This is a genomic window from Luteococcus sediminum (assembly GCF_054783495.1).
Genome location: NZ_BAAGQL010000005.1, coordinates 156815 through 170529, shown reverse-complemented (window position 1 = coordinate 170529; position 13715 = coordinate 156815). Strand labels below are relative to the sequence as shown.

Below are 13715 nucleotides of genomic sequence, written 5' to 3'. Positions count from 1 at the left end.
CATGTAGGTCCTTCCTGTCACTGGCAGGTCAGGCGCGCCCGTGCTGGTTGCGCGGGGCCCCTGTTCGTTGCCCGGGCAGGCATCAACTCACGAGCCGATTCCTGCGCGATCGTGGGAACACGCACCGCGGTCAGCTCGTCCATGCGCAGCATCCGGGCAGCCTCGTGGGCCACCGCCGCGATCCCGACGTCCCGCTGCCCGCACCGAGCGGGCATGCACGTCCAAGACAATCGTCGTGTGCTCTGTGAACACCGGGGCCGCCGATTGCATGTCGGCATCCACCAGCCCAATCTCGGAGATGATCCACGAATCTGCACTTCTGGGCCCTGGCCCACACGACCACAGCAACCCGCCGTCCTCATGGGATCTGAGGTGGTGCGCGCGCGGCTCGCGTAGGATGCGCGGGTGCGTAACCCGCGAGCTGCCGTCTTCGACATGATCATGTCCCTTGCCGTGATCATGGTGCCCTGCGTGCTGATCTATGCCCTGTTCACCCGCACCCCCGACGAGCCGGAGGTGCCGGTGGCGCAGTGGGGGCCGGTGGTGGCCGAGGCGCGCAAGTCGGCGCCCTACCAGGTGATGGCCCCCACCGCTCTTCCCGACTCGTGGAAGCCTGTGCGGGCGCGCTTCCACGGCAATGAGCTGCAGCTCGGCTTCCTCGCGCCCGGCGACGTCTACCACGAGGTGAAGCAGCGCCCCGGCGCCACGCAGCCGGGTTTCGTGCGCGACATCACCCGCGGCGGCATCGAGGAGGGCACCAGCACCGTCCAGGGCCGCACCTGGACCCGCTACCTGAGCGAGGACGAACGTAGCCGCTGCCTGGTCAGTGTCACCGGCAAGGACGGCGACCCGGCCAGCAAGCCGTCCACGACGGTGGCCTGCGCGGACCTTCCCTACGAAGGCGTCGAGGCCTTCGTCGGTAGCTTCGGCTGAGGGCTGCCAGGGCCGGGCGGTGTCGGCGGCCCGCCTCGACCACCTCGGACCATACGAACACGAGGCGGGGTGTGAGGGAAAGCCTCACACCCCGCGTTGCTTCTTTGACCACGCCCCGTCTCAGATGGAATCGGGCGGTGTCGGTGCGCCCTTCGGGGGCGCGATCTTCGGGTAGCTGCCCGTGGCGGCCGGGCGGGCCTGGCTGGCGTCGACGGGCTGCTTCGCCGCCATCCGGTACGGGGCAGGGACCCACCCGGTCTCGACCAGCTTCTTCTGCACCAGGATGGCCACGGCCATCAGCATGGCACCGACGGCCAGCATGGCGAGGATCCCGGCGACGGAACCGAGCTTGGCCGCGCTGCCCACGAGGGCGCCGAACCAGCCGAAGTCGGCATCACCGAAGGTGGTGTTGGCATCACCGAAGCTGCCCAGCACGCCCAGCAGCACGGCGGGCAGGAAGGTGATCAGCAGGCCATTGGTGAAGGCGCCCAGGATCGCTCCGCGACGACCACCGGTGGCATTGCCGTAGACACCCGCGGCACCGCCGGTGAAGAAGTGCGGAACCAGACCGGGCAGAATCAGCGCCATGCCGAAGGAGGGGCTGAGCCAGGCGCTCTGCAGTGCCAGGGCGGTCAGGCCGCCGACGAAGCTCGACATGAAACCGACCAGCACGGCGTTCTGGGCGTAGGGGAAGACGATCGGGGCGTCGAGGGCGGGGATGGCGCCGGGCACCACCTTGGCTGCGATGCCCTGGAAGGCGGGCACGAGCTCACCGAGGATGGTGCGCACGCCGAACAGGATCACCGCGACGGCCACGCCGAATTGCAGGCCCTGGGTGACCGACTTCATCAGGTAGTTGCCGACGTTGAGGGCGCCACCGTCGAAGGACTTGTAGGCAGCGTCCCGTCCGGCGCGGGCCAGGAAGAGCACGGCCAGCACCAGGTACATCAGCACCATCGACAGGGCGGTCGAGACCATCGAGTCGCGCAGGAAGCGCAGTGACTCCGGCAGGTTCATCTCCTCGGTGGAACGGCTCTTCTTGCCCACGGCCTTGCCGACCGCGCCGGAGGCGATGTAGCCGGCGGTGCCGAAGTGGCCGATGGCGATGGAGTCGTCGCCGGTGATCTGGCGGGTCCACGGCTGGCTCAGCGCCGGGAGGCTGACCATCAGGATGGCCAGCAGCAGGCCGCCGACGCTGACCACGATCGGCGCACCATAGCCGGCGCTGGCCAGCACGATGGTGAGCATGGTGGCCATGAAGAGCATGTGGTGGCCGGTGAGGAAGACGTAGTGCAGGGGAGTGAAGCGGGCCAGGACGAGGCTGAGCAGGAAGCCGAGGATCATCAGCCAGCTCACCATGCCGCCGTACTGCGCCTGGGCGATGCCCGCGATCGCCTCATTCGTGGGGATCACGCCGTGGGCACCGGTGGCACCTTGGATCATGATGCCGAGCGGGGCCAGCGAGCTGACCACCAGCCCGGCGCCGGCGCCGATCAGCAGGAAGCCGAGCGTCGCCTTGAGGGCACTGCCGACCACCTGCCCGCGGCTGCGGCGCATGGCGGCGAGGCCGACTGCGGTGATGATGCCGATCAGGAATGCCGGCACGCTGAGGATCTCGTTCACCAAGAACTGGGCGAACGCCATCACGAAATTCATGGGTGGACCTTTCTCGGGCTCGCACGCGGCGAGGATCAAATGTCGTAGACCTCGCGCAGGGCGGCGTCGATCTCCTGCTCGCTGGTGAAGTTCTCGATGATGACCATGGGCACTCCCAGGTCACCGAGGGTCTTGCCGATCTCGCCGGAGGTCATGATCAGGTCGCACTCCTTGGCCTTGCCCTTGGCCGAGACGGTGTCGGTGGCCTCCACCGTGATGTAGGGACCCCATCCCCACTTGCCGAGAACGCCCTCGAGGGTGTTCTTGAGGAAGAGGCTGGTGCCCACGCCGTTGCCGCAGACCGTCATGATGTGGTCCTTGGTGCGGGGCGGCCCCGAGGTGCTGCGCTGGCTGGTCGTCGGGGTGGGTGCCGGTGTGGCGGCCGGTGTGGCGGCCGGGGTGGCGGGCGCCTTCTTGGGTGCGGTGACCTCGCGCAGGATGTCCAGCACCGCCTCGGCATCGGGCGCGGTGCGCAGCCGCTCCATGGTCTGCTTGCTGCTGACCACCTTCGCGAGCTGGGCCATGGCGTCCTGGTGCTCGGTGGTGTCGGCCGCAGCCATGGCCACGACGAGCTCCACCGGGTCATTGCGCTTGTGCCCGAACTCCACGGGCTCGGCCAGCCGCAACCAGGACAGACCCGTGCGCTTCACGGCCTCGGAGGGGCGGGAGTGGGCGAAGGCGAAGCCTGGTGCCAGGACGATGTAGGGGCCGTTGGTGTGGACGCTGTCGACCATCGCCTGGGTGTAGTCGCCGGTGGCTACTCCCTCGGCCTCCAGCAGCGCGCCGGCCTGTCGGATGGCGTCCTCCCATCCCTGGGCCGTGGCATCCAGCCGGATCGCGGAACGGCTGAGCAGGCTCACCACCGTCTTTGCTTCATCTGCTTGTGGACTCGTCATGGTGCCATCACACTCCTGGTCGCTGGGCCGTCAGTGGCTGGGAATGACAGTACGGAGTGCTGGGGATATCCGCCCAAGATCTGGCATGTGTCCAGCCTCCCACCCCGGATCTGTTCGGCGTGCGCTCGCACTGCGGGAATGGGAATCCCTGGCCATGCTCCCAGAGTCACTCAGCCTGACGGAGTCATTCAGCCTGACGGGGTCATTCAGCCTGACGGGGTCATTCAGCCTGACGGGGTCATTCAGCCTGACGGGGTCATTCAGCCTGACGGGGTCATTCAGCCTGACGGGGTCATTCAGCCTGACGGGGTCATTCAGCCTGACGGGGCTGCTCGGCCCTGGCCCGCGCCGCGTCGATGCGTGCCTTGGCGCCGTCGAGCCATTGCTGGCAGATGCCTGCCAGCAGCTCACCGCGCTCCCACAGCGCCATGGAGTCGGCCAGGGGGACGCCGCCGGACTCGAGTTTGCGCACCACCTCGGCCAGCTCCTCGCGGGCCTGTTCATAGCCCATCGAGGGCGTCTGGTCGGGATTCTGGTTCTCGCTCATCGGGGTCCTCAGTTCTCATCGGGGTCGTCGAAGCCGAAGTCGTCCATGCTGGCGCTCAGGTTTCCTGTGGGGTCGTCGATGCCGGTGATCGACAGGGTCAGCTTGCCGTCGGACAGGTAGGCCATCACGTCGTCGTCCAGGTCCACCTCGGCGATGGAGGTGACCGAGTTGCCCTCGCCGTCGGCCAGGATGGCGTAGCCGCGCTCAAGCGTTGCCTTCGGGCTCATTGCCCGCACCCGGCTCAGGTCGTGGGCCAGGGAGGTCTGGTGCTGCGTGACGGTCTGCTCGGCCGCCCGTTCCAGCCGCATCCGCAGCATCTGGAGCCGCTCGTCGTGCACCTCGAGGCTGCCGCCCGGGTCGCGCATGACCGGCCGGCTGGTCAGCTGGGTGAGCTGCTGCTGCTCCTGGCCGACCTTGGCGACGATCGCCTGGCGGATCCGGGCCAGCGCCTGCTGCACCCGCTCTGACTCCTCCCGGGCATCGGGCACCACGCGCTTGGCGGCGTCGGTGGGGGTGGAGGCCCGCAGGTCTGCGGCCAAGTCGACGATCGGAGTGTCCGGCTCGTGCCCGATCGCCGTCACCACCGGGGTTCGCGCCGCCGCAACGGCCCGCACCAGGCCCTCGTCGCTGAAGGGCAACAGGTCCTCCAGGGAGCCGCCGCCACGCGCGATGATGATGACGTCCACCAGCGGGTCGGAGTCGAGGACGGCCAGTTGCTGCATCACCTCGGCCGCCGCCTTGGGGCCCTGCACCAGCGCATGGCGCACGTCGAGGCGCGCCGCAGGCCAGCGGCCCAGGATGTTGGTGACGACGTCCTTCTCCGCAGCCGTGTTCTGCCCGGTGACCACGCCGATCACGCGCGGCATGAAGGGCAGCCGCTTCTTGCGTTCGGGGGCGAACAGGCCCTCGGCCTGCAACAGGCGCTTGCGTTGTTCCAGCATGGCCAGCAGCTGGCCCTCGCCGGCGATGCGCAGTTCGGCACACTCGAAGCTGAGACGTCCGCTCTTGGCCCACACCGTCGGCCGCACCAGGGCCGAGACGGTCATGCCCTGCGAGAGCGGGCCGGCGGAGTCGAGGACGGCCGAGGAGATGGTGACCGAGGCAGAGACCTCATCGTTCACGTCGCGCAGGGTGAGGAACTGCGTGGCACCACGCGTGCGGCGCATCTCGATCACCTGCGCCTGCACCCACACCTGGCCGCAGCGCTCCACCCATCCCTTGACCGCGCGCACCACCTCGCCCAGTGCCTTGGGGGTCTCCGGTGAGCTCTGCATCGCCATGACCACGAGCCTAGGGGGTGACTGTGACAGTTCTCCGGTGCCGGTGCCGGTGCCGGTGCCGGTGGCGGCGCGGGGGTGGGTTGTGCGCGTCCTGCGTCCGGCCCCTCCGTCGCACTGGGCACGTCGAAAGCTGACTGTGCCGGCGATGGAGCAAGTGCCCCGTCGGTCTTGGACGTGCGGAGTCGGGGTTTGGGTGGCTGGTGCGCGTGCGGGGTGGGCTTTGGACGTGCGCGGTGGGGGCACCGTCGCCCCACAGCGGGCTCTGGGAGTCAGCTCATAGACTGGGGGCATGAGCGAATCTGCCAAGCATGTCGTCGTCGCCGCCCCGCGCGGCTACTGCGCCGGAGTCGACCGTGCCGTCATCACCGTGGAGAAGGCGCTGGACACCTACGGCGCCCCCGTCTACGTGCGCAAGCAGATCGTGCACAACAAGCACGTTGTGGAGACGCTGGAGAAGCGGGGCGCGATCTTCGTCGAGGAGCTGTCGGAGGTGCCCGAGGGTGCCACCGTGGTCTTCAGCGCACACGGGGTCAGCCCGATGGTGCACTCGGAGGCTGCCGAGCGCCAGCTCAAGACCATCGACGCCACCTGCCCGCTGGTCACCAAGGTGCACCACGAGGCCAAGCGCTTCGCCAAGCAGGACATCCCGATCGTGCTGATCGGCCACGCCGGCCACGAGGAGGTGGAGGGCACCATGGGCGAGGCGCCCGAGCACATGACGCTGGTGCAGCACCCCGACGACGTGGAGTCCGTCGAGCTGCCCACCGACGAGCCCGTGGTGTGGCTCAGCCAGACCACGCTCAGCGTCGACGAGACGATGCAGACCGTCGATCGGCTGCGCACCAAGTTCCCGCTGCTGCAGAGCCCGCCCAGCGACGACATCTGCTACGCCACGCAGAACCGCCAGCTGGCCGTCAAGCAGATCGCTGCCCATTCCGACCTGGTGATCGTGGTCGGCTCGAAGAACTCCTCCAACTCGGTGCGCCTGGTCGAGGTGGCGCTGGAGGCCGGGGCAAAGGCCGCCTACCGCGTGGACTGCGCCTCCGAGATCGACGAGTCCTGGCTGGAGGGTGCCGACCGCATCGGCGTCACCAGCGGTGCCTCGGTGCCCGAGGAACTCGTCGACGGGGTGCTCGAACTGCTCGAGGGCAAGGGCTACCCCAAGGCCGTCGAGGAGCGCCTCATCGAGGAGTCGCTGACCTTCGCGCTGCCCCCGGAGTTGCGCAAGGACCTGCCGAAGAATGCCGCCCGCCACTGACCCGATTCATCACCGTCCCCGCAGTGAGCGGGGCAGCCGAGGAGCCCGTCGAGAGTACAACGACGGGCTCCTCGCATCTCGGGTTCACTCTGCGCTGAACCCACTGCTCAGACGCCCATCAGAGCGTCGATGTGGCCATGACAAGCAGCGATGAAGTGTACAGCAGCTGCGTCGCGGGTGTGGGTTTGGAGGGTTTTTGCACCCTTCAATGCCCTTGAGGAGAGATTCATGGCCCCATCACGACTCCGGCGACACATTCGTCGCCCCTGCCGTCGCAGGCTTGAAGTTGATCACGTGACGGTGGTGGAGAAGCAACCGATGAAGAAGGCCATCACCGGCGCCCTGGTGGGCAATGCGATGGAGTGATACGACTTCGGCATCTATGGATGTCTCACCGCCACCATGGCCGTGCTGTTCGTGCCCAATGTGCCCGAGCAGTGGCGCATGGTGGTCGTGCTGGCCGGTTTTGCGGTCAGCTTCATCGCCCGCCCCATCGGTGGACTCGTCTTCGGGCCACTCGGTGACAAGATCGGCCGGCAGAAGGTGCTCGCCATCACCATGATCATGATGTCGGTGGCCACCGCGGCCATCGGCATGCTGCCCACCAGCGCCACGATCGGCAACTGGGCCTTCGCCCTGCTGATCGCCTGTCGCCTGGTGCAGGGCTTCTCGACCGGCGGCGAGTACGCCGGCGCCACCACCTTCGTCGCCGAGTACTCGCCCGAGGCCCGCCGCGGCTTCCTGTCCAGCATCCTCGACGTCGGTTCCTACATGGGCTTCGCCATCGGCGCAGCCACCGTGGTGGCCTGCCAGGTGCTGCTCGGCCCCGACACGATGATGTCGTGGGGCTGGTGCATCCCCTCCTGATCGCCCTGCCGCTGGGCCTGATCTCGCTGTGGTTCCGGCTGCAGATCGACGAATCGCCCACCTTCGAGCAGACCCAGGCCATGGAGGCCGCCACCGAGGACGACGAGAACGCCCCCAAGGGGGCGCTGGCCGTCATGAAGGCCCACTGGCGTCCGATCCTGATCGCCATGGCCCTGGTGGGTGCCACCAACACCGCCGGCTACTCGCTCACCTCCTACATGCCCTCCTACCTGGAGACCAGCCACCACTACTCGACGGTGCAGGCCGCCCTGGCCACCATCCCGGCCCTGGTGGCGCTGTCGATCGGCGTGCCCTTCATCGGCATGCTGTCGGACCGCATCAGCCGAAAGCCGGTCTACGCCGTGGCCATCGTCTACCCGGTTCCATGCCGACGGTCTCCTCGGTGGAGGAGGCGCACGAACTGGTCGCCACCCAGGAGGAGAACCCCGACCTGGTGCTGGAGGAGCTGCCCTTTGCGGAGCACGAGCAGCTGGTCGCCGCCCGTAGCGGTGCCGGCAGCGGCGCCACCATCGCGGCGCCCAGCGCCTGAGCGTCCACCACACTCCACGCGCCGCACGCCCTGCGACGCACCCTGCGATGAGCCCGCCGACAGACCGGCGGGCTCGTCGCACGTCCGGGGGCAGTGCCCGGATGCCCGCAGCGGCCTCAGACCAGCAAGCGGTAGAAGGGGGAGTCGGGATTGACCACCTCGGTCTGGATGCCGCTGGTGGACATCCGCTCCAGAAGCGCACGGTAACTGGCCGGGTCACCGAGCTCGATGCCCACCAGGGCCGGCCCGATCTCGCGGTTGGACCGCTTGACGTACTCGAAGTAGGCGATGTCGTCGTCGGGGCCGAGCACCTCGTCGAGGAAGCGCCGCAGCGCCCCCGGCTCCTGCGGGAAGCTGACCAGGAAGTAGTGCTTGCGGCCCTCCTGGATGAGGGAGCGCTCCACGATCTCGGCATAGCGCGAGACGTCGTTGTTGCCGCCGCTGACCACCACGACGACGTCCTGTCCGGGCTCGACGGTCACGGCCGGGGTGTGGGTGGCCGAGCGCAGGCTGGCGGCGGCAAGGGCCCCGGCAGGCTCGGCGATGATGCCGTCGGTCTGGTACATCGCCAGCATCTCGGTGCACACCTCGCCCTCGGGCACGTGCACCAGCTCGACACCGGCCTCCTGCACCAGCGGGAAGGTGACGTCCCCGGCGCGCGCCACGGCGGCGCCGTCGACGAAGGTGTCGATGCCCTGCAGCGCCACGGGATGGCCCTCGGCGATGGCGGCGGCCATGCAGCGGGCGCCGCTGGGTTCGACCCCGACGATCCGGGTGCCGGGATGGTTGGCCAGCCAGGCGGCGCAGCCGGCGAGCATGCCCCCGCCGCCGACGGGCACCAGCAGCACGTCGGGCACGTGCCCGAGCTGCTCGACCACCTCGCGCACCACGGTGCCCTGGCCGGCGGCGGTGCGGATGTCGTCGAAGGCTGGCACCATCGTGGCGCCGGTGGCCTCGGCAGCCTGGCGGGCCGCGGCGGCGGCTTCGTCATAGGTGTCACCGGTGACCACCAGCTCGACCCACTCGCCGCCCAGCGCCTTCATCCGGTCGCGCTTTTGCCGGGGCGTGGTGCTGGGGACGAAGATGCGGCCCTTGATGCCGAGGGTGGCGCAGCTCCACGCCACCCCCTGGCCGTGGTTTCCGGCGCTGGCGGCGATGACGCCCGCCTCGCGCTCCCGGGTGGGCAGCTGGCTGATCAGGTTGTAGGCGCCGCGCAGCTTGTAGGAGCGCACGGGCTGCAGGTCCTCGCGCTTGAGCCAGACCTGCGCGCCGGTCGCCTCACTGAGCCGGTCATTGCGCTGCAGCGGGGTGCGCACGCTCACGCCGTAGAGGCGGGTGGCGGCGTCGTCGACGAGGTTGGAGAGCTCGGCAAGGGTGGTCATTGCGCCAGCCTAGGAGTCGTCTCGCGGTGTGGGACCGCTGTCCGGATCGTGACGGGGGTCAGGCCTGCCACGGATTGACCAGGGCGACGCCCATCGGGGAGAAGTCCTTGGTGTTGCGCGTGACGACGGCCAGGCCATGCACGGCTGCCGTGGCGGCGATGAAGCAGTCTCGTTCCGGGCGCGGATCGGGCACCTGCATCGCTGCCGACTGCAGGGCGACGGCGGCGTCCACGGGCAGGATGCGTCCGTGGAACTGTTCGAGGATGCCAGAGGTGAACCACTCCCGCAGCCGCCTGCCCTGGTCCTTGTCCCGACGCTCGACGCGGCGGACTCCTATCTCGATCTCGAAGACGGTGATGGCGCTCAGGTGCAGGTCGACCGGCTCGCGCCGCGCCATCCAGCGCACCACACCCTGGTCGGCCGACGGCTTACGGTACTCGCTGAGGACATTCGTGTCGAGCAGGTACATCAGAGTTGCGGGACTCGCAGTTCGATGCTCACCGGCGGGAAGTCCACGTCGATCTCCTCGTCCATGCGCAGACGGGACAGGAACTCGGTGTTGCTGCGCTGCAGTCGGCGGTAGTCGTCGATGGTGAGCAGTACGTAGGCGGGTTCGCCGCGATCGGTCACGGTGACGGGTCCGTCGTGGGCGGCGCGCTTGGCGGCGCTGACGTCCTGGTTGAACTGGCGCGCGGACAGTGTGGTCATGCCGCCTCCTCGTAGGTACGTGCCTACAAGGCTAGGCGGGTATTCGGGCAAGTACAAGACCCGTCCTGCACCCAGGTCACGACAGGTGCTCAGCCGGCGGCACTGTCGCGGCTGCTGCGCGGCTCGCGAGCGATGATCGTCTCCACCTGGCCGGCGTCCTCCACCAGCTCCGGCGCGGAGATCTGGCGCAGGGGCTCGTCGATGGCGCCGGGGGAGCGCAGCTCGGTGTCGGTCACCTGCAGGTCGCGGAAGCGGCGGGCCGTCACCATGACGCGACCCTCCATGGAGGCGACGGCGGCGTTGTAGTTCTTGAGCGAGCTCTGCAGGGAACGGCCGAGCTTGTCGAAATTGCTGCCGAGCGTCCCCAGGCGGTCGTAGAGCTCGCGGCCCAGCACGAAGACCTCCGCGGCCGAGTCGGCCAGGGCGGCCTGCTTCCACGAGTAGGCCACGGCCCGCAGCAGCCCGATCAGTGTGGTGGGGGTGGCCAGGATGATGTTCTTGCCGGCCGCGTACTCGTGCAGGTCGGGCATCTGGGCCAGGGCCTCGGCGGCGAGTGCCTCCGAGGGGATGAAGAGCACCACGAACTCGGGCGTGCCGACGTCGGCGGTCCAGTAGCGCTTGCCGCTCAACTGGTCGACGTGGGCCTTCACATTGCGCGCGAAGGAGGCCAGGCGCTCGTTGCGGGAGGCCTCGTCGCGCGCCTCCTGGGCGTCGAGGAAGGCGGCCAGCGGCACCTTGGAGTCGACGTAGAGGAACTTGCCCTCCCCGAGCATCACCTTCATGTCGGGCCGGATCGTGGCATCGCCCGAGGTGGTCGTGGTGGTCTGTTGCAGAAAGTCGCAGTGCTCCACCATGCCCGCGATCTCGACCACCCGCTTGAGCTGCAGCTCGCCCCAGGCGCCGCGCACCTGCGGCTTGCGCAGCGCGGTGGACAGCACATTGGTCTCGCGTCGAAGGTTCTCGCCGGTGACGGTCACCGAGCGCACCTGTTCACGCAGCTCGGCGGTGAAGCTGGCGCGCGACCTCTCCACCTCGGCCAGGCGCTCGTTCATGGCCTGCAGCGACTCCTTGACCGGCGCCAGCACCTGCTCGGTGGCCTGCAGGCGCTGCTCGGCCGAGGCCTCGACGGTGCGCGACTGCTGCGCCAGCGTCTCGGCGCTGAGCACCTTGAAGCGGTCGAGCAGGGTGTCGCGGTCGGCTGCCAGGTCGGCGGCGCGGTGCAGGGCGGCGTCGCGCTGGGCCTCCATCGAGGCCAGGCGGGAACTGATCTCGGAGGCGTCGGCCTGGGCCTGGGCGGCCTCCAGCCGGCTCTCGGCCACCTGCGCGTCGACCTCGGCGATGGTGGTGCGCAGCCGCTCCAGGTCGGCGCGCGCCCGCTCGGTCTCGGCGCGGGCATCGGCACTCTGCTGGTGGGCCCGGGCGGCGTCCTCGCGGGCCTGGGCCGCGCCCGTCTCGTCCTGGGCGCGGGCCACCAGGCGTGAGGCGGCGAAACCGACCAGCAGGCCGACGACCAGCCCGGCCAGGAGAGCGACGACTGCGGTGGTGTCCATGCCCGCCACTGTGCCGCATGGCTCTGACAGTTTTCGCGCACGCTCACCCGCGATGGGCATTCGCGCACCCCGACAGTCCACTTCGAGCCCTGTGGACTGAGCCCTGACTAGGGTGGGGGCATCGAGTGGAGTGTCACGGTGCGCTCCCGGACAGGAAGGCAGGTCGAGGTCATGAGGGTGGTCGTCACGCAGTCCGAACAGGAACTGGGCGCGCGGGCCGCGGATCGGGTGACCGAGGTGGTGCGCGCCTGCCCGGAGGCCGTGCTGGGCGTGGCGACCGGCTCCAGCCCACTGCCGCTCTACCGGGAGCTCGGCCGTCGCGTCGAGGCCGGTGAGATCGCGCTGGCCGGATGCAGCGCCTACATGCTGGACGAGTACGTCGGGCTGGCCGAGGACCATCCGCAGCGCTACCGCCAGGTGATCCTGCGCGACCTGGTGCAGGCGACCGACATGGACCCCGACAAGGTGCACGGCCCCGACGGCCTGGCCGAGGATCCGCACCAGGCGGCGCGCGACTACGACCGCCAGATCCGTGAGGCGGGCGGCGTCGACGTGCAGGTGTGCGGCCTGGGCACCGACGGGCACATCGCCTTCAACGAACCCGGGTCGTCGCTGGCCTCCCGCACCCGGGTGATGCCCTTGGCAGCCCAGACTCGCAAGGACAATGCCCGCTTCTTCGACGGTGACGAGGACGCGGTGCCGCGCCAGTGCATCACGCAGGGGGTGGGCACCATCATGGAGGCCCGCCGCGTCGTGGTCATGGCGCAGGGGGAGCAGAAGGCCGAGGCGGTGCGCCAGCTGGTGGAGGGTGCGGTCTCGGCGATGTGGACCTGCACCGCGCTGCAGTGGCACCCGGACGTCGTGGTCGTCGTGGACGAGGCCGCGGCCAGTCGTCTGACCTTGCGGGAGCACTTCCGGGCCGTCGAGCAGGACGTGCCAGAGTGGAGGCCATGAGCCTGCTGCTGCGCGCCCGCCGGGTGCTGACCCCCGAAGTCCTCGAGAACGCCTGGGTGCTGGTCGAGGCCGACCGCATCACGCAGGTGGGGCAGGGCGAGGCACCGCAGGCCGACGAGGTCGTCGACCTGGGCGAGCGGCTGCTGGTGCCGGGCTTCGTCGACATCCATGCCCACGGGGGCGGCGGGGTGGCCTACACCGAGGGCGCCGAGGCAGCCCACACGGTGCTGGCCACCCACCTGGCGCACGGCACCACCAGCCAGATGGCCTCGCTGGTCACCGACAGCATCGACAACCTGGCCGAGCAGTGCCGGGCCCTGGCACCGCTGGTGCGCGAGGACGAACTCCTCGGCATCCACCTGGAGGGCCCGTGGCTCTCCGGCCAGCACTGCGGCGCCCACGACCCGGCGCTGCTGCGCGATCCCGAGACGGCCGACATCGCCCGGCTTCTGGAGGCCTCGCAGGGCACCATCCGGATGGTGACGCTGGCCGTCGAGCGGTCCGGCGGCCCCGAGGCCGTCGCCCAGCTGGTCGCGGCCGGAGTGATCGCCGCCCCCGGGCACTCGCACGCCACCTATGACCAGGCACGGGCCGCGATCGAGGCGGGGGCAGGGGTTGCCACCCACCTGTTCAACGCCGAGCGGCCCATCCACCACCGGGAGCCGGGGCTGGTGACGGCCCTGCTGGAGGACGAGCGGGTGGTGGCCGAGGTGATCGCCGACGGCGTCCACCTGCACCGCGCGATCGTGGCCGACATCGCCCGCATCAAGGGCGAGCGCATGGTGCTGGTGACCGATGCGATGGCGGCGGCAGGTAGCGACGACGGGGACTACCAGTTGGGCCCGCTGCGGGTGGAGGTGCGCGATGGCATCGCGCGGCTGGCCGGCGGGGGAGCGATCGCCGGCAGCACCCTGACCCTCGACGCGGCGGTGCGCTTCTGCGTGCAGCAGGCTGGCCTCGACCTGGTCGATGCCGTGCGTGCCGCGACCCTCACCCCGGTGACGACCCTCGGACGGGAAGACCTGGGCCGCATCGCGCCGGGCGCGCTGGCCGACCTGGTCACCCTGGACCAGGGTCTCGAGGTGTGCGACGTCTGGCGCAGGGGAGTGCGCCAGGTCTGAGACCGCGGACGGA

General features: G+C 69.6%; 16 protein-coding genes and 1 pseudogene. 8 read left to right on the top strand and 9 right to left on the bottom strand.

The genetic code is table 11. The features are described 5' to 3' along the window. Positions 1–17 precede the first annotated feature (17 nt). Positions 18–215: a hypothetical protein gene (locus tag ACYVKA_RS03450; RefSeq protein ID WP_460702997.1), complete on the bottom strand. Its 198-nt coding sequence runs from the start codon at positions 213–215 to the stop codon at positions 18–20. 190 nt (positions 216–405) lie between these two features. Here ACYVKA_RS03450 and ACYVKA_RS03445 point away from each other — a divergent pair, with 190 nt between their 5' ends. Then, on the top strand, positions 406–933 hold the full coding sequence (locus ACYVKA_RS03445) for a DUF4245 domain-containing protein (protein ID WP_460702996.1): 528 nt from the start codon (positions 406–408) through the stop codon (positions 931–933). Positions 934–1053: 120 nt separating this feature from the next. Here ACYVKA_RS03445 and ACYVKA_RS03440 read toward each other — a convergent pair whose 3' ends face one another. From ACYVKA_RS03440 to xseA, 4 genes are all read right to left on the bottom strand, one after another. Continuing rightward, entirely contained in the window at positions 1054–2589 is a 1536-nt protein-coding gene (locus ACYVKA_RS03440; RefSeq protein ID WP_460702994.1) for a PTS ascorbate transporter subunit IIC, read from the bottom strand. A 35-nt stretch (positions 2590–2624) separates the two neighbouring features. Beyond that, a complete protein-coding gene (locus ACYVKA_RS03435) occupies positions 2625–3485 on the bottom strand; it encodes a PTS sugar transporter subunit IIA (RefSeq protein WP_460702992.1) in 861 nt (286 codons plus the stop codon). A gap of 310 nt (positions 3486–3795) precedes the next feature. Then, positions 3796–4032 carry an exodeoxyribonuclease VII small subunit gene (locus ACYVKA_RS03430; protein WP_394276214.1) on the bottom strand — a complete coding sequence of 79 codons (237 nt, stop codon included), beginning with the start codon at positions 4030–4032 and terminating at the stop codon, positions 3796–3798. Between the two features lie 8 nt (positions 4033–4040). Further along, positions 4041–5312 (bottom strand): exodeoxyribonuclease VII large subunit, encoded by a 1272-nt coding sequence (xseA, locus tag ACYVKA_RS03425; RefSeq protein ID WP_460702990.1) that lies wholly within the window; start codon positions 5310–5312, stop codon positions 4041–4043. 289 nt (positions 5313–5601) lie between these two features. Between xseA and ACYVKA_RS03420 the strand changes: the two genes are divergently transcribed. From ACYVKA_RS03420 to ACYVKA_RS03400, 5 genes and pseudogenes are all read left to right on the top strand, one after another. Continuing rightward, entirely contained in the window at positions 5602–6570 is a 969-nt protein-coding gene (locus tag ACYVKA_RS03420) for a 4-hydroxy-3-methylbut-2-enyl diphosphate reductase (RefSeq protein ID WP_460702988.1), read from the top strand. Positions 6571–6798: 228 nt separating this feature from the next. Further along, entirely contained in the window at positions 6799–6936 is a 138-nt protein-coding gene (locus tag ACYVKA_RS03415) for a hypothetical protein (RefSeq protein ID WP_460702986.1), read from the top strand. A gap of 12 nt (positions 6937–6948) precedes the next feature. After that, a complete protein-coding gene (locus ACYVKA_RS03410) occupies positions 6949–7437 on the top strand; it encodes an MFS transporter (protein ID WP_460703199.1) in 489 nt (162 codons plus the stop codon). Beyond that, a pseudogene (locus tag ACYVKA_RS03405) lies at positions 7413–7751 on the top strand (MFS transporter); the annotation flags it as partial. The gene ACYVKA_RS03410 and the pseudogene ACYVKA_RS03405, both read left to right, overlap by 25 nt. A gap of 71 nt (positions 7752–7822) precedes the next feature. Then, on the top strand, positions 7823–7987 hold the full coding sequence (locus ACYVKA_RS03400; RefSeq protein ID WP_460703225.1) for a hypothetical protein: 165 nt from the start codon (positions 7823–7825) through the stop codon (positions 7985–7987). Between the two features lie 116 nt (positions 7988–8103). Here ACYVKA_RS03400 and ilvA read toward each other — a convergent pair whose 3' ends face one another. The 4 genes from ilvA to ACYVKA_RS03380 form a co-directional block, all read right to left on the bottom strand. Next, the gene (gene ilvA / locus ACYVKA_RS03395) at positions 8104–9369 is read right to left on the bottom strand and encodes a threonine ammonia-lyase IlvA (RefSeq protein WP_460702984.1); all 1266 of its coding nucleotides are present in this window, start codon (positions 9367–9369) and stop codon (positions 8104–8106) included. 58 nt (positions 9370–9427) lie between these two features. Beyond that, positions 9428–9838, bottom strand: a complete 411-nt coding sequence (locus ACYVKA_RS03390; RefSeq protein WP_460702983.1) for a PIN domain-containing protein — start codon at positions 9836–9838, stop codon at positions 9428–9430. Beyond that, positions 9838–10077 carry a type II toxin-antitoxin system Phd/YefM family antitoxin gene (locus tag ACYVKA_RS03385; protein ID WP_460702981.1) on the bottom strand — a complete coding sequence of 80 codons (240 nt, stop codon included), beginning with the start codon at positions 10075–10077 and terminating at the stop codon, positions 9838–9840. The genes ACYVKA_RS03390 and ACYVKA_RS03385 overlap by 1 nt, the downstream gene beginning before the upstream one ends. Positions 10078–10166: 89 nt before the next feature. Further along, a complete protein-coding gene (locus tag ACYVKA_RS03380) occupies positions 10167–11627 on the bottom strand; it encodes a DNA recombination protein RmuC (protein WP_460702979.1) in 1461 nt (486 codons plus the stop codon). A gap of 171 nt (positions 11628–11798) precedes the next feature. On the opposite strand from ACYVKA_RS03380, the gene nagB reads away from it, so the two are divergent. Next, positions 11799–12581 (top strand): glucosamine-6-phosphate deaminase, encoded by a 783-nt coding sequence (nagB, locus tag ACYVKA_RS03375; RefSeq protein WP_460702977.1) that lies wholly within the window; start codon positions 11799–11801, stop codon positions 12579–12581. Then, positions 12578–13702, top strand: a complete 1125-nt coding sequence (gene nagA / locus ACYVKA_RS03370; protein ID WP_460702975.1) for an N-acetylglucosamine-6-phosphate deacetylase — start codon at positions 12578–12580, stop codon at positions 13700–13702. Before nagB ends, nagA begins: the two co-directional genes overlap by 4 nt. Positions 13703–13715: the final 13 nt, after the last annotated feature.

Excerpts from the sequence above, each read along its gene's own strand:
- ACYVKA_RS03390 (WP_460702983.1), bottom strand. The coding sequence starts at position 9,838 with ATGTACCTGCTCGACACGAATGTCCTCAGCGAGTACCGTAAGCCGTCG.
- ACYVKA_RS03420 (WP_460702988.1), top strand. The coding sequence starts at position 5,602 with ATGAGCGAATCTGCCAAGCATGTCGTCGTCGCCGCCCCGCGCGGCTAC.
- ACYVKA_RS03435 (WP_460702992.1), bottom strand. The coding sequence starts at position 3,485 with ATGACGAGTCCACAAGCAGATGAAGCAAAGACGGTGGTGAGCCTGCTC.
- ACYVKA_RS03415 (WP_460702986.1), top strand. The coding sequence starts at position 6,799 with ATGGCCCCATCACGACTCCGGCGACACATTCGTCGCCCCTGCCGTCGC.
- ACYVKA_RS03450 (WP_460702997.1), bottom strand. The coding sequence starts at position 215 with ATGCCCGCTCGGTGCGGGCAGCGGGACGTCGGGATCGCGGCGGTGGCC.
- ilvA (WP_460702984.1), bottom strand. The coding sequence starts at position 9,369 with ATGACCACCCTTGCCGAGCTCTCCAACCTCGTCGACGACGCCGCCACC.
- ACYVKA_RS03400 (WP_460703225.1), top strand. The coding sequence starts at position 7,823 with ATGCCGACGGTCTCCTCGGTGGAGGAGGCGCACGAACTGGTCGCCACC.
- xseA (WP_460702990.1), bottom strand. The coding sequence starts at position 5,312 with ATGGCGATGCAGAGCTCACCGGAGACCCCCAAGGCACTGGGCGAGGTG.
- ACYVKA_RS03430 (WP_394276214.1), bottom strand. The coding sequence starts at position 4,032 with ATGAGCGAGAACCAGAATCCCGACCAGACGCCCTCGATGGGCTATGAA.
- ACYVKA_RS03385 (WP_460702981.1), bottom strand. The coding sequence starts at position 10,077 with ATGACCACACTGTCCGCGCGCCAGTTCAACCAGGACGTCAGCGCCGCC.
- nagA (WP_460702975.1), top strand. The coding sequence starts at position 12,578 with ATGAGCCTGCTGCTGCGCGCCCGCCGGGTGCTGACCCCCGAAGTCCTC.
- ACYVKA_RS03380 (WP_460702979.1), bottom strand. The coding sequence starts at position 11,627 with ATGGACACCACCGCAGTCGTCGCTCTCCTGGCCGGGCTGGTCGTCGGC.
- nagB (WP_460702977.1), top strand. The coding sequence starts at position 11,799 with ATGAGGGTGGTCGTCACGCAGTCCGAACAGGAACTGGGCGCGCGGGCC.
- ACYVKA_RS03440 (WP_460702994.1), bottom strand. The coding sequence starts at position 2,589 with ATGAATTTCGTGATGGCGTTCGCCCAGTTCTTGGTGAACGAGATCCTC.